We start from the raw sequence: 13,568 nt of genomic DNA, 5'->3' as shown, positions 1-13,568 counted from the left end.
GTTCGGAGGACACGGAAGCGGCCCGCGAATTCATTTAATGATCTTGAATTCGCGCCGCTTCACCCGCTCCATGGCGGGCCCGGCGGCTCCAACGATCTTGATCGGCAGGGCACCACGCCCCGCGACCCCCGCCGCCCCGCCCGCGTGACACACCTCTCGCCGCCCCGGCACGGGTAGCCCGCAGGAGCGACAGCCCTGGCGGTCACGCACTTGACGGCCGGCCGGCGCCGCCGCGCACCGTGCGGCGCAAAGGGAAGCGCTCCGGGCGCGGCGCGGCGCACCCGGAGCGCGAGGCATGACCGGACTTCCCGGCCGGTCGCACCGGACCCCCGGTCCTCGTAACGGACTCCCCCGGTCGTCATGCGGTCGTTCCGTCTCGGTCCTCCGCGACCCCCAATCGTCACGTCCTCACGTCCTGCCCTGCCGGGCAGCACCGCGTCGACGACCCGCACATCAGCTGGTGGCTCGTCACCACGGGCCCCGCGGCCCCCTTCGGGAGGCGGCGGACAGCCCGCGTGATGCGCTTCCAGCTGATCGCGTGCGAGCGGTGCGGAAACGACCATAGGGCACATACCCCCCGTATGTACTATCTTCCCGGCCAACTTCCCTTTTCACGCCGCGCAATTACCCCCGTTGCCACGGAAGGGCTCATACGGCACACGGCTGTCCGGAAGCGTCAGGACACGCCGTACGCCCCGAGCAGCAGGCCGAGCAGCGTGCCCAGGGCCATGAAGGGGCCGAACGGCATCGCGGCCTTCCGGCCCACCCGCCGCACGATCATCATTCCGATCCCGTAGACCGACCCCAGCACGAAGCCGGCGAAGGCGCCGAGGAAGAGCACGCCCCAGCCGTACCAGCCGAGCGCGGTCCCCAGCGTCAGGGCCAGCTTCACGTCCCCGAAGCCCAGCCCGTCGGGCCGGATCAGGAAGAGCACGAAATACCCGCCGGCGAGCCCGAGCCCGCCCAGCAGCGCGCCGGTCCAGCTGCCGCCGTGGCCGGGCAGCAGGGCGGCGGCCCCGAGGAGCGCGGCGGTGGCCCCGGCCGCCGGCAGCGTCAGCACGTCCGGCAGCCGGTGCACGGCCGCGTCGACCGTCCCGAGCAGCACCACGACCGGCACGAGCAGCAGCCAGACCGCCAGCTCCGGGCGGGGCCCGGCGGCCGCGGCCAGCAGCGCGCAGGACACCGCGGTGACGAGGGGCGCGGCGGTACGGGCGGGGCCGTAGGCGCGGCAGGCGGCGGGCGAGGGGCCGACGGGGGCAGGGGCGGCGGCGGGGACGAGCGCGGCGGGCGCCACGGCCGGACAGCGGGCGAGGCCCAGCCAGCCGCGCGCCACGCCGGTGATCAGGTGGCCGTTCGGGCACGCCGTGCGCCGGTCCTCCTCGGGCTCGACGGCGAGCCGGTACGCGGCGCGCGGCACGAGCAGCCCGGCGGCGGCCCCGTACACGGCGGCGAGGGCGATCAGGAGCGGATGCACCCCTCGAACGTACGGCCAGAAACCGTCCCGGTCATGGGCCCTGGGGCCCAACCCTGGGCAACCATGGGCCGCACCGGCCGCACGCGGCGCGCCATCGCGCACCGCGCCGGTAGCATCCCCGGCCGACCGGGCGGGGGCCGCGGCGTACGGGAGGGAACACGATGGGCGGATGGCACGACGGCCGGGGGCGGCTGTGGCTCGCGACCGGGAGCGGGAGCGGGACCGGGAGCGGGGATGAGGCCGGGGGCGGGGGCCCCCGGGCGCCGCTGCCCCTGGAGATCGCGGCGTCCTACCGTGCGCGCACGCGCGGCCTGCTGGGCCGGGACGGCGTCGAGGGGGCCCTGCTGCTGACGCCCGCGAGCAGCGTGCACACCTTCCGCATGCGCTTCGCGATCGACGTCGCCTACCTGGACCGCCGGCTGAACGTCCTCGCCGTCCACACGATGCGGCCGAACCGGCTGGGCCGCCCCCGGCTGCGCTCCCGGCACGTCCTGGAGGCCGAGGCGGGCGCGATGGCCGCCTGGGGTCTGCGCCCTGGCACCCGCCTGACGGTCGAGACGTGACCGGTGACGGGGCCCACCGGCGCCGGGGACTACCGGTGCCGGCAGACGGTCGCGCGGCCCGCTCTCACCACTTCGCGCGGTCCATCGGGTACGGCAGCTCCTCCAGCGCGCCGGCCTTGCGGAGCAGGCCGTTGACCGCGAGCACGTGGTCGGCGTCGGGCGCCGAGCCGTCCGGCCGGCTCAGGTCGAGGACCAGGCCGCCGTGCTCGGTGACCGACCGGCGCCCCGGTACGTCCTCCGGGACCAGCGCGCCGCGCCCGCTGGAGAGGTAGACCGCCCGGCCGCAGCGCGGCGTGGAGTTGTCCAGCTCGTACTCCTTCTCCAGCACGCCGAGGAGGTCGTCGTCGGCGATGTCGCCCCAGTCCGCGTCCCAGGACTCCACGATCGCGGTGAGCACCTCGGGGAGCCGGGCGACCAGCGGGGCCGAATCGTTCAGGTCGGCGGAGCGCACGGTGATGACCGCGGTCTGCGGTGCGAACTGCGGTGTCCCGCCCGCGCCGACGCTGAGGGTGATGATGGGCCGGCCGGGGGCCGCCGCGACCAGGACGGCGGAGTACCCGATCGTGGCGGCGTCGTCCTGCGGGTTGACACGCTCCAGGTACGAGGTGAACCAGGCCGCGTCGGCGTTCTCGGGCAGCTGCTCGGCCTGCCCGACCGCCTCGGCCCGCCAGCCGGCGAAGTCCTCCGGCGCGATCTTCGCCAGCCGCCTCAGGAGACGCAGCCAGCGCTCGGCGAGCTGGTCGGGGCTCTCCTGCCGCGGCCCCCAGACACCGCCGACCGTCAGATCCAGTGCCATGTGAGCTCCACTCCGGTGTTCCGTATGTTGCCGTTCGTTGCGTCCGGCACGTACGGCAGCCATCAGGCCGGCGCTCGCCCGGTCCGGATGCACGCTGTCATCCACCCCCCGGCCGCGTCGAGTCCGTCCTGCTCCTTCTTCACCACCTTCAGGGGATATGTGGTGCGTCTTCACATCGAGGCGCCCGTCACGGACGCCCGTGCCGCGTGCCGCTTGGCGCGGCGTGGTGGTGACCGCGGTCAGTCGGCGCGCGGGAAGGAGACCTCCACGCGGCGGTTCTTCTTGCGCCCGTTTTCCGAGTCGTTGCTCGCGACGGGCGCGTCCTCGCCGTAGCCGCGTATCTCGAAGGTGATGGCGCTGCCGTCCAGGTCCTCGTTCAGCTGCTGCTGCACGGCGTCGGCGCGCTCCTTGGACAGCTTCAGCCCGTGCTCGGACGAGCCGAGGTCGTCGGTGTAACCGGCCACGGTCACGTTGGTGGCCTGCTGCTTCTTGATCTCCTCGGCGATCTGCCGGATCCGGTCGTTCGCCACGTCCGACAGCTTCGCGCTGTCCTTCCCGAACAGCACCTCGGCCTGGAGCTGGAACTTCACATCGGAGTTGGAGTCCTCCCGCTGCTCCGTACCGCGCTCGTCCCCGACGACCGTCTTGATGTCCAGCACCTTGGGCGCGGCGAGCGACTTCCCTTCGGGGAGCTTGAGGTCGGGGTCGTTGACGTCGACCTTGCCGATGAAGACGGAGGGGGCCGGGGGTGGTACGTCGTCGGCGGCCGCTGTCGGCGCGGCGGCGGCCGAGAACCCCGTGGCCAGCACGGTGGAGAGCAGGAGCGCGGGAGTGCGCTTCCGGTATGCCGTCCTCATCGGTCACGCGTCCGTGAGCGCGAGCGAGGCGGACTGGAACGTGGGGATCTGCAGGTCGACCTCGGTGGTGCTCTTCGGCGGGGCCGGGAACTGCATGAAGACCCGGTTCTCGGAGCGGGGCTTGATGCTGGAGAGTCCGAGTGTCGTCAGCGGGCGGTCCTCGGTGTCCCGGAGGGTGTAGTACCGCTTCTTCTCCGCCTTGTCGATCAGCGATGCGCCGCCCAGTGAACCGCCGCCCGCGCCCTTCTGCAGGGCCAGTTCGGGCCCCGTCCAGAAGTCCGTACCGAAGTACTCGGAGTCGGAGCTGTTCTTGATGACGCCGTTGACCGTGACGAAGCCGCCGGAGTCGCGCGTCGCCGAGGTGACGTCGAGGCTTATCCCGTCCGCACCCTGAAGCGTGGCGATCACCCTGCTGTCGTCGGGCTGTTCCGGCTGCTCCGCCTGTTCCGGCTCTTTCGCCCGGTCCTCGCCCTTCCCGCCCTCGGTGCCCTGGCCGGCGGCAGTGTTAGCACTCCGGTTCCCGTCCTCACCGCACGAGGACAGTGTCAAGGCGAGTGCCGCCGCGAGGGAGGCGGCGGCCACCGTCCGTCGCGCCCGGGTGATCTGCCAGATACTCATGAACTCGTCCTCTACTCGTCTTCGCGCCGTCAGCCGCGAGCGGGCTCAGTCGGCAAGCCTTACGGCGAACAGGTCCGCGGCGCGCGGGAAGTCAGGACGCGCGGGGTCCGGTTCGTCGGGATCGATGGACCACTCCTGGCCGTCACACATCAGGTTCAGGCGCTGGGGGTCGCGGTCCTTGCCCTTGTCCTTGTCGTCCGTGCCGGGTGCCGGGTCCGGGTCACCGGTGCCGTCCTCGTCCGGCTCCTCCTCCGGCACCGCGCACTTCGGCTCGATGACCGCGGTGGCCTTCGCCTCCGACTGCTCGTTCTCGGTGCCCGGGATGACCGAGGCACCCATGCCGCCGGTGGTGCGCACCTGGACGGTGAAACCCTGTCGCTGGTCGCCGAGTTGTCGGCAGCCGCCGCCCGCCACCTGGGCGTCGTTGTGTGCGGCGAAGCTGCCGGCCGCCACGCAGGCACGGGCCGCGTCGTACACCTCACCGCGGAGGAACACGGCCCAGTCGGCGGGCTCGTGGAGGGAGGCGAGCAGGCCGTCGCGCAGCTGCTCGCGGGCGTCCTGTGCGGCCCCGAGGGCCGCCGCGTCGGCCGCGGACTGGGCGCCGTTCCTGGAAGCCGCCGCCTGGCCTACGGCGAAGTAGGCGAAGGCAAGAAAAAGCAGGCCCGCCACCACCGTGATGTAGATGGGGAGGGCCTGCCCGGAATCGCCGAAGGCACGGCGCGTCCGCGCCGCGGCATCGGTCAGCCGCCGGTCTTCACGCTGCTGATGGCTTCCTTGATCTTTGTTTTGATCGTGGTGCCGATGTCCGTGAACCCGGCGATCGCCGCCATGATCGCCACGACCACCACGATCATGCCGATGTACTCCACCGCGGTCTGCCCCTTCGAGCGTTCGCGGCCGTACATCCGCTCGATGCAGGCGTCCCGCCAGGACCCGATGTGCACCTGGGTGGCGGTCGTGGCCTTCAGCATCCGCTGGTTCATGGTGGTGTTCCCCTCCGGGTTCGGCCGGCCGGCAGCCGGCCCGCGCGCAAGCGTTCACGCCGACCGTCGTGACGGCCGCCGCGTCCGCGCGGCCGGTACCGCCGGCGTCCCGGGAAACGTACGCCGGGACCACCCCGCCCGGCATGGGCCCCCGGGCCCAATCGCGGGCCCAAACCCCCTCCAGGGCCCAAATCCGGGCCCAAACCCGGTCCCGGCCCTGGGCCCATCCCCCCTCAGCCATGGCTCTGCGTTCCCCCTCGGGCGGTGCCGAGCCAGACGGCGATGGCCTGGCTGCGGCTGGTGGCCGGCAGCTTGGTGAAGATCCGGTTGATGTGGTTCTTCACGGTCTTCTCGCTGATGAAGCACGTGGCGGCGATCTGCGCGTTGGTCATGCCTGCCGCGATCAGTTCCATCACCTCCGCCTCGCGATGGCTCAGCCCGAACCGGTCCGTACCGTTTCCCCGGGGTGTCAGCGGGGCACGGTCCCCACCGTCCCGCTGTGCGGGGACCACAGGGGCCGCGCCGTGCGGCCCAGTCGCAGACTGTGCCATACCGGCTTGCGGTTGCGAAGTGGTTTGCGAGGGTCGCGATGAATTCGAGACCGAGTACGCCCCGCAATACTGCGGACTTGCCCCACTCGCGGGGCCATTCTGACCGGAATTGCCATTTGCAGGAGCAGCGCGTTCTTCCGGTGCCGCCCGGCGTTGGCCGGAAGGTGAACCCCCGGCTCCTTGGCCGGTTCCGTACGCCGAGCGGCCCGGATCGTCCGTTCCGTACCGCGCCTCATCCGTTCCGTACCGCGCCTCGTCCGCGCCGTCCGCTCCGTACGCCGACCCCAGGCCCTCCGGGAGGGGTCCGTACGCGGCGTCCGGCGCGGGCGAGGCCGCTCGGACGTGGTCCAGGAGGGCGTTGCAGGCCGTGGTGGTGAAGCGGGCGCGGCCCGCGGTGATGTCCCGTACGGCGGCGGCCAGTTCGTCGGCGGTGAATTCGCCGTGCACGAGGTAGCCGCCCGCGCCGAGCCGCAGCGACTCCCGCACGATGTCGCTCTCCCGGCTGTAGGTCAGCATCATCACGGGCGCCAGCCGGGCGAGGTGGGGCAGGGCCGAGATGCCGTCGACGCCGGGCATGCGGACGTCGAGCAGGATGACGTCGGGGCGGTGCAGTCGCGCCTCCTCGTACGCCTGCCGGCCGTCGGCGGCCTCCGCCACGACCTGGATGTCGGGGCGCCCGGAGAGCAGGACGGTGAGCCCGGCGCGTACGACGGGGTTGTCGTCCGCGACGACCACCCGCAGCGGCGGGCCCGGCTCGGGCGCGTGGCCGCCGGGCACGGCGAAGGGGTCGGCCGGTGCGGCGGCGAAGGGGCCGGCAGGCAAGGAGGGGGCGCCGCCCTCCGCGCCGAAGGCCGAGGAGGCGTCGAAGGCTGAGACATCATCGAAGACTGAGGGGTCGTCGAAGGCTGAGGGGGCGTCGAAGACGAACGGGTCCTCGAAGGCGAAGGGGTCGCCGACGAGGGCGAAGGGGTCGGTGGCGGGCGCTCCGCCCGACTCACGGAATTCCGGCATGGCGCGGCCTCCTCTCACGGCCTGGCGGGGGGACGGGTCGTTTGATCGGGTGCGGGTGCGAACGGCGGTACGAGGGGCTTCGGCACCACCGCCGCCAGCGGCAGTTCCACCCGGACTTCGGTGCCCCGGGTGGCGCGGCCGCGGCCGATGCGGATGCGGGCGCCGATACCGGCCGCCCGTTCCACCATGCCGACCAGGCCGAAGTGGCCGGCCCTGCGCAGGCCGTCCAGGGTCGTACCGGGCGGCAGGCCGCAGCCGTCGTCGTACACGCTGATGCGGAGGCTGCTCTCGACCACGCCCGCCGCGACGTCCAGGCGGCTGGGGGCCGCGTGCCGGCGGGCGTTGTCCATGGCCTCGGTGGCGATGGTGAGGAGCTGGCGGGCGATGGCGTGCGGGACCTGGGGCGCGGGGCCGTCGCCGAGCGGGCGGTAGCGGGCGGGGATGTCGGCGCGCCGGGCGAAGTCGGCGACCTTGGCGGAGAGTTCCCCCGCGACGTCGACGCCGCCGCACAGGCCGGTCTCGCGCCGCAGGTCGGAGAGGAGTTCGCGGGATTCGGCCGCGGCCCGGCGGGCGGCGCGGGAGACCAGTTCCGCCCGGCGCTTGACGGTCGTGGGGTCCGTACGGTCGGCGGAGCCGGCCAGGCCGTCGGCGGCCATCGCCAGGCCGTGCAGGGTCTTGGCGACCGAGTCGTGCATCTCGCGGGCGAGCCGGGCGCGTTCGGACTCGACGGCCTCGTGGACGGCGAGCCGGGAGCGGGTCTCGGTGAGCGCCTGGCTCGCGGCGCCGAAGCGCAGCATCAGATTGCGGAGGGTGACGCCTGCCGCGCCGGCCACGACGCAGACGCCGGGCAGGAAGGTCGAGCCGGCCAGGGTCACTTCGAGGTCGGCGTCGCCCACGTACGCCAGTAGGACGATGCACACGGTGAGGGACGCGAAGACGCCCGCGCCGCGCCAGCCGTAGGCCAGGCCGGCGAGCAGCGGCGTGCACATCGTGACGTAGCTGAGCGGGCTGGCCGGCGAGGCCGTGAAGAGCAGCAGGGCGCCGAAGGCGGCGTCCACCGCGAGCAGGACGGGGTGGCGCAGCAGCAGCGGGCCGAACCGTTCCCAGTCGCGGAAGAGCAGGTACGAGGCCATGAAGGTGAACAGCACGGCGGAGCAGATCAGGACGGTGGGCCAGCCGCGCTTGGTCCCGAGGATCGCGAAGGGCGCCGCGAGGGCGATCATCGCGAGCCGGAAGCCGAAGACCTGCCGGCACAGTGCCTGGAGGGCGCTCAGCTGGAGCCGGAGGGTCGGCTCCTCGGGCGGCGGTGCCGTGCCCTCCGGGCCGTGCGGCGGCAGCGGGCCGCCGGCGGTGATGGGCGCGGCGGCCCCCCGCCGGAACATCACGCGCCGCCGGTCCCGCCGCACAGCCCCGCTCCTCACCCCAGGAGCCCCGATCCCAGGAACATGCCGGCGCCGATCAGCAGGATGGTGGCCGGGACCATGACCATGGTGATCGTGGTGGTGGCCTTCGGCACCGCCCGGGCCGCCTTGCGGCGGGCGTTCTGGGCGTCCGTGCGCCGCATGTCGTTGGCGATGGCGATGAGCGTGTCGACGATCGGGGCACCCAGCTCCTCGCCCTGCTGGAGGGCGGTGACGAACATGGCGACCTGCTCGGAGTCGTTGCGCCTGCGCAGCTCCTCGAAGGCCTGGCGGCGGCTGACGCCCATGTCCATCTGACGGAGCGTGATGCGGAGTTCGTCGGACCAGGGGCCCTGGTACTTCTCGGCGGTGCGGTCCAGGGCCTGGCGGAAGCCGAGCCCGGCGGAGACCACGACGGCGAGGACGTCGAGGAAGTCGGGGAGGGTGCGCTCGATGGACTCCTTGCGCTGCCGGATAGCGGCCCAGAGGGAGACCTCGACCCAGCAGGCGGCGAACGCGATCATGAGGAGGGCGAGGATCGCCTGGCCGTTGGCGGCCATGGCAAGGGCGCCGAGCGCCCCGGTGACGCCGTAGACGAAGCGGCGCGCCGCGTACCGGTCGACGGTGAGCCCGCCGGGGTTGCCCGCCATGTCGATGCGCTTGCGCAGCCGGTCGACGCGCTTGGGGCCCATCAGGCGCAGCACGGCCGGCGCGTACCGCATGCCGAGCCGGTCGATGAGCGAATGCGCCGCGCCGGTGCGGGAGGAGCCGACCTCCAGGGCGACCACGAGGTCGCCGGGCAGTTTCGCCTCGGAGCGGTACAGCCGCCAGCCGTACACGGCGCCGAGGACGGACAGGCCGAGGAGGAGGGCGAAGAGGAGTCCCATGGTGCGGCCTCTCAGACGTCGATCTTGCCGAGCCGGCGGACGAGGAAGAAGCCCAGCGCGTACAGGGCGAGCGCGACGAGGATCGCGCCCTGGCCCAGGACACTGCCGGTGATCTTGTCCAGCGCGCCGGGCCAGATGTTGTTCATGACCAGCAGCGCGCCCAGGCCCATCAGCGGCACGATGTAGCCGGTGGCGGTGACCTGCGACAGCTGAGTACGGACCTCGCGCCGGGTCTCCTTGCGCTCCTCCAGGGTCTCGGTGAGGTTGCGCAGCGAGCTGACAACCGTGCCGCCGGCCCGGTTGGAGAGCACCAGCGTGGTGACCAGGACGACCAGTTCGCGGGAGGGCAGCCGCTCGGCGAGCGCACCGAGCGCGTCCTCCACGGAGTGGCCGATGGCGAGCTGGTCGGCGACCTTGCCCAGCTCCTCGCCGGCCGGGGCCTCCAGCTCCTCGGCGGCCATGGCCAGCGCGGTACGGAGCGCCAGTCCGGCCTGGGTGGCGTTGGCGAGGACGCGGGACAGTTCGGGGAGCTGGTTGATGAACCGCTCGGTGCGCTTCTGGCGCTGCCAGCCGAGGTACGCGAACGCCCCCCACAGCCCCGCGGCGCCGGCGATCGGCCCGAAGAACGGGGCGAGCAGCACACTGGCGAGGAGCCACAGGCCGAGGACCGCGGCGACCATGGCGACGAAGAACGCGCCGGGCGTGATGTCCAGCCCGGTGGCGGCGAGCCGGGTCTCCAGCCGCTTGCCGAACCGCGTCCGGCGCAGCCTGCGGTCCAGGCCGTGGAAGGCACGACGGTGGCCCGGCGCGCGCGGCTGCCCCGCCCGGTCGAGCCGGTCGACCAGCGCGGCGTGCTGCGCGCGGCCCGAGGCGACGGCATGTACGCCGAGGACGGCGAGCAGGCAGCACACCAGCGTGGCGCCGATCGTCAGGAGCGCGAGGTTGTCCATGGCGGCGGGGGTTCCTCCGGGAGGGGGCGGGGGCGGACGGAGGGTCAGGCGGGGTACTCGCCCTTGCGGACGACGAGCTGTCCGGCGTCGTCGGCGACGCCGAAGGCGGCGGGAAGCGGCTCGTTCTTCATGTAGAGGCGTTCGGCGACCCGGCGGGGCAGCGGGTAGTACTCGAAGGCGCCGTGCACCGTGCCGTCCGGGCCCATCGGCTGCGGCACGAATCTGGCGACCGAGACGATGCGGTAGTCCTCGCGGCCGCGGGAGTCCACGATCGCGATCTCGCTGATCTTCCGGGTGCCGTCGGCGTGCCGGGTGAGCTGGACGAGGACGTCCAGCGCGCTGTTGATCTGGTCCTTGATCGCCACGAACGGGATCTCGACCTCGGACATCGACGCCAGGGTCTGGAGCCGCATCAGCGCGTCCTCCGCGCTGTTGGCGTGCACGGTGGCCAGCGAGCCGTCGTGACCGGTGGACATCGCCTGGAGCATGTCCAGCGTCTCACCGCCGCGCACCTCGCCGACGATGATCCGGTCGGGGCGCATCCGCAGCGAGTTGCGCACCAGGTCGCGGATGGTGATCCGGCCCTTGCCCTCGACGTTGGCCGGACGGGCCTCCAGCGTGATGACGTGCGTCTGCTGGAGCTGGAGCTCGGCGGAGTCCTCGATGGTGATGATGCGCTCACCTTCGGGGATCAGCCCGGAGAGCGCGTTGAGCAGCGTGGTCTTGCCGGAGCCGGTGGCGCCGGAGACGACGACGTTGAACTTCGCCCGTACCAGGCCCGAGAGCAGCATCAGCATGTGCTCGTCCAGCGAGCCGAGGCCGATCATCTCCCGGAGGGTGTAGGAGCGGGGGAAGCGGCGGATGGTGAGCGTGGCGCCGGACAGCGAGAGCGGCGGGATGACGACGTTGACCCGCTCGCCGGAGGGCAGCCGCGCGTCGACCATCGGATTGGTCTCGTCGACCCGGCGGTTGACGGTGGAGACGATGCGCTCGATGGTCTGCATCAGCTGCTCGTTGGAGGCGAAGCGCAGTGGCAGCAGCTCGACCTTGCCGGCCCGCTCCACGAAGATCTGGTCGGGCCCGTTCACCATGATCTCGGTGACCGAGGCGTCCTCCAGCAGGGGTTCGAGGATGCCCAGGCCCAGCGCCTCGTCGACGACGCGCCGGATGAGCATGGCCCGCTCGTGGGTGGAGAGGACCGGGCCCTCGCGGCTGATGATGTGGCCCAGTACGCGTTCCAGCCGGGCCCGCCGCTCGGCGGCGGCCAGCGAGGACATCTCCGCGAGGTCGATCTCCTCCAGCAGCTTGCCGCGGTAGACGGCGACGAGGTGGTTCTCCTCCTGCTGGCCGTTGGGGGCCTCGGGAGCGTTGATGCGCGCCCTCAGGCTCATGGTGCGGACTCCTTCGTACGCGGCATGGTCACGGTCTTCTCGGTGGCGAGGCCGTCGACGAACGGGATGACCGAGGGGATCGTCACCTTCGCGGTGACGGACACCCGGTCCGGCGCGGGGCGCTCGACGAAGTCGGCGCCGTCCGCGATCCAGGCGCTCATCGCGGCCTTCCCGGCCTGGACGTAGCCGATCTCCGGCTCGTCCAGCCCCGCGGTCCGGGCCGCCGCCCGCGCCCCCGTACCGGCCTGCTGGATCGCGTACGCCGCGATGCCGAACTGGACCAGGGCCAGACCCACCAGGATCAGGACCGGCAGCATGCCGAGGAACTCGACCACGGTCTGTCCGCGGTCGCCCCTCTTCTTCGCGCGCAGCACCATGGCTCAGTCCCCTTCCCGTACGGCGGCGGCCTCGCCGGTGACGTCGAACGGGAAGGCGACGGAGCCCGGGAAGAGGACCGGTACCCGCAGCGTGACCCGGGCCTTGACCAGGCCGGGAGCGTCGCTGCAGCGGACGGCGGCGGTGGCCCGCCAGCTCGCCCCCAGGTCCTGCGTCCCGCCGCGCTCGCACGCCCCGGGGCCGCCGGAGCCCGCCGCGCGCGCGGCCCCGTCGGCGGCGTTGCCGGCCAGCGTGTACGTGAAGCCGACCAGCGCGCACTGCCACAGCAGCACCAGGGTGATCACGATGAGCGGCAGCATGCCGAGGAACTCCACCGCGACCTGTCCCCGGTCCTCCCGCGCCCGCCGTACGCGCCGCGCGACCCGTACCCGCCAGGCCGTCATCCGTCAGCCCTCCCCTGCCGGTCTGCCGGCGGCGGGCGCGCCGCCCCGGCGCCGCCGGAGCCCGATCGAGCCGCGGTCGTTGCGGTACCGGCCGCGCCTGTTCCGGCCGTGCCCCGGCGGCCCGTCGTCCGGCCCTTGGCCCAGGCCCAGTTCGCCGGCCAGCGCCCACATCGCCTGCTTGACCGTGCCGCGGTCGTCCAGGTCCTGCATCCGGCCCGAGTCGACCGCGGGCTGGAGCTCCTTGAAGCCCGCGGGCACCGCCGTACGGGCCACCCGGGTGCCGACGATCCGCTGGACCAGCGGCGGCTGGATCTCCGTGCCGCGGTTGTGCCGGTTGACCACCGCGAGGGTGTCCTCGGCCTTGCGCACCTGGAGGCGGTCCCACATCCGTACGGTGCGCTTGGCGGCCCGTACGGTGACCACGTCCGGGGTGACGACCAGCACCGCGCCGTCCGCCATCTCGATGGCGGCGGCGTTCGCGCCGGTCAGTTGGGACCCGCAGTCGATGATCACTACGTGGTACCGGCTGCGCAGCGCGTTGATGATCTGCCGGGTGGTCCGCTCGTCCACCTCCTCGCCGCGCTCGCCCTCGCCCGGCGCGAGCAGCAGCCCGACGCCCGTCTCGTGGTGCATCACCACGTCCTGGAGGACCCGCGGCGAGATGTCCTTGATCCCGGCCAGGTCGGCGATCGACCGGCGGAACTGCACGTCCAGGTACGAGCCGACGTCACCGCTCTGGAGGTCCATGTCGACCAGCGCCACGTGCGTGCCCACCGACCGGGCGGCCAGCGCCAGCTGCACGGCGAGCGTGGTGGTGCCGACGCCGCCCTTGGCGCCGCTGACCGTGATGACCGTGCCGCCGGCCCCGGCCGGCAGCGTCGGGTCGGCGGTGAGGTGACGGCGCACGCCGGTGGCCCAGTTGGCGGCGGCCTGGAGCCGCGCCGACAGCTCGTCGTAGGAGAGGGGCAGCCCGACGACGCCGCGCGCGCCGGCGTCCATGGCGGCGGAGTACACCGAGGGCCCGGCGTCGGCGGTCATCAGGACCACGCCGACCGCGGGGAAGCGCAGGGCCACCTCGCGCACCAGCTCCAGCGCCGGCAGCGGGCCGACGCGCTCGTGCACGAGGACGACCTCCGGCAGGTCGGCGACCGACTCGTCGGCGAGCTGCCCGAGGGTGTCGAGCAGCAGCGTCGAGTCGGCGACGGGCCGGCCGGGGTCGGCGTCCGGCAGCTGGCTCAGCAGCGTCGTCACCGAGCGGGCCGCGTCGGCGTCCCCGACGGCCGGGAGGATTCGTGTGACCATCCGTTA

Annotated in this window: 15 protein-coding genes; 1 reads left to right on the top strand and 14 read right to left on the bottom strand. The window is 73.0% G+C overall.

The genetic code is table 11. From position 1 onward, the window contains the following. Positions 1 to 676 precede the first annotated feature (676 nt). The gene (locus ABZ840_RS34070) at positions 677 to 1,474 is read right to left on the bottom strand and encodes an A24 family peptidase (RefSeq protein ID WP_361566706.1); all 798 of its coding nucleotides are present in this window, start codon (positions 1,472 to 1,474) and stop codon (positions 677 to 679) included. Positions 1,475 to 1,635: 161 nt separating this feature from the next. Here ABZ840_RS34070 and ABZ840_RS34065 point away from each other — a divergent pair, with 161 nt between their 5' ends. Beyond that, positions 1,636 to 2,037 (top strand): DUF192 domain-containing protein, encoded by a 402-nt coding sequence (locus tag ABZ840_RS34065; RefSeq protein WP_361566704.1) that lies wholly within the window; start codon positions 1,636 to 1,638, stop codon positions 2,035 to 2,037. Positions 2,038 to 2,101: 64 nt separating this feature from the next. Here the strand turns inward: ABZ840_RS34065 and ABZ840_RS34060 are convergent, their stop codons facing one another. The 13 genes from ABZ840_RS34060 to ABZ840_RS34000 form a co-directional block, all read right to left on the bottom strand. After that, complete coding sequence (locus tag ABZ840_RS34060) at positions 2,102 to 2,833, bottom strand: Imm52 family immunity protein (protein WP_361566701.1); 732 nt, start codon at positions 2,831 to 2,833, stop codon at positions 2,102 to 2,104. A 239-nt stretch (positions 2,834 to 3,072) separates the two neighbouring features. Further along, positions 3,073 to 3,690 (bottom strand): OmpA family protein, encoded by a 618-nt coding sequence (locus tag ABZ840_RS34055; RefSeq protein ID WP_361566698.1) that lies wholly within the window; start codon positions 3,688 to 3,690, stop codon positions 3,073 to 3,075. A gap of 3 nt (positions 3,691 to 3,693) precedes the next feature. Continuing rightward, positions 3,694 to 4,308 carry a hypothetical protein gene (locus tag ABZ840_RS34050; RefSeq protein WP_361566695.1) on the bottom strand — a complete coding sequence of 205 codons (615 nt, stop codon included), beginning with the start codon at positions 4,306 to 4,308 and terminating at the stop codon, positions 3,694 to 3,696. A 45-nt stretch (positions 4,309 to 4,353) separates the two neighbouring features. Continuing rightward, positions 4,354 to 5,052 (bottom strand): pilus assembly protein TadG-related protein, encoded by a 699-nt coding sequence (locus tag ABZ840_RS34045; RefSeq protein WP_361566827.1) that lies wholly within the window; start codon positions 5,050 to 5,052, stop codon positions 4,354 to 4,356. Beyond that, positions 5,049 to 5,291 (bottom strand): hypothetical protein, encoded by a 243-nt coding sequence (locus ABZ840_RS34040; RefSeq protein WP_346098882.1) that lies wholly within the window; start codon positions 5,289 to 5,291, stop codon positions 5,049 to 5,051. Before ABZ840_RS34040 ends, ABZ840_RS34045 begins: the two co-directional genes overlap by 4 nt. Before the next feature lie 233 nt (positions 5,292 to 5,524). Further along, positions 5,525 to 6,853 (bottom strand): response regulator, encoded by a 1,329-nt coding sequence (locus tag ABZ840_RS34035; protein WP_361566692.1) that lies wholly within the window; start codon positions 6,851 to 6,853, stop codon positions 5,525 to 5,527. Positions 6,854 to 6,867: 14 nt separating this feature from the next. After that, positions 6,868 to 8,259, bottom strand: coding sequence for a histidine kinase (locus ABZ840_RS34030; protein ID WP_361566689.1), 1,392 nt, complete (start codon positions 8,257 to 8,259; stop codon positions 6,868 to 6,870). A gap of 11 nt (positions 8,260 to 8,270) precedes the next feature. Next, entirely contained in the window at positions 8,271 to 9,140 is an 870-nt protein-coding gene (locus ABZ840_RS34025; protein ID WP_361566686.1) for a DUF5936 domain-containing protein, read from the bottom strand. Between the two features lie 11 nt (positions 9,141 to 9,151). Further along, the gene (locus tag ABZ840_RS34020; protein WP_361566683.1) at positions 9,152 to 10,090 is read right to left on the bottom strand and encodes a type II secretion system F family protein; all 939 of its coding nucleotides are present in this window, start codon (positions 10,088 to 10,090) and stop codon (positions 9,152 to 9,154) included. 44 nt (positions 10,091 to 10,134) lie between these two features. Then, positions 10,135 to 11,481, bottom strand: coding sequence for a CpaF family protein (locus ABZ840_RS34015; RefSeq protein WP_361566680.1), 1,347 nt, complete (start codon positions 11,479 to 11,481; stop codon positions 10,135 to 10,137). Continuing rightward, positions 11,478 to 11,858: a TadE family protein gene (locus tag ABZ840_RS34010; protein WP_361566678.1), complete on the bottom strand. Its 381-nt coding sequence runs from the start codon at positions 11,856 to 11,858 to the stop codon at positions 11,478 to 11,480. Before ABZ840_RS34010 ends, ABZ840_RS34015 begins: the two co-directional genes overlap by 4 nt. Positions 11,859 to 11,861: 3 nt before the next feature. Then, on the bottom strand, positions 11,862 to 12,260 hold the full coding sequence (locus tag ABZ840_RS34005) for a TadE/TadG family type IV pilus assembly protein (RefSeq protein WP_361566675.1): 399 nt from the start codon (positions 12,258 to 12,260) through the stop codon (positions 11,862 to 11,864). A 3-nt stretch (positions 12,261 to 12,263) separates the two neighbouring features. After that, positions 12,264 to 13,562, bottom strand: a complete 1,299-nt coding sequence (locus tag ABZ840_RS34000) for an AAA family ATPase (protein WP_361566672.1) — start codon at positions 13,560 to 13,562, stop codon at positions 12,264 to 12,266. Between the last annotated feature and the right edge of the window lie 6 nt (positions 13,563 to 13,568).

Source organism: Streptomyces sp. NPDC047117 (assembly GCF_040643545.1).
In the GTDB taxonomy this organism is placed as follows: Bacteria; Actinomycetota; Actinomycetes; order Streptomycetales; family Streptomycetaceae; genus Streptomyces.
Note: the sequence above shows the minus strand (reverse complement) of the source record. Positions and strands in the feature narration are given on the sequence as shown.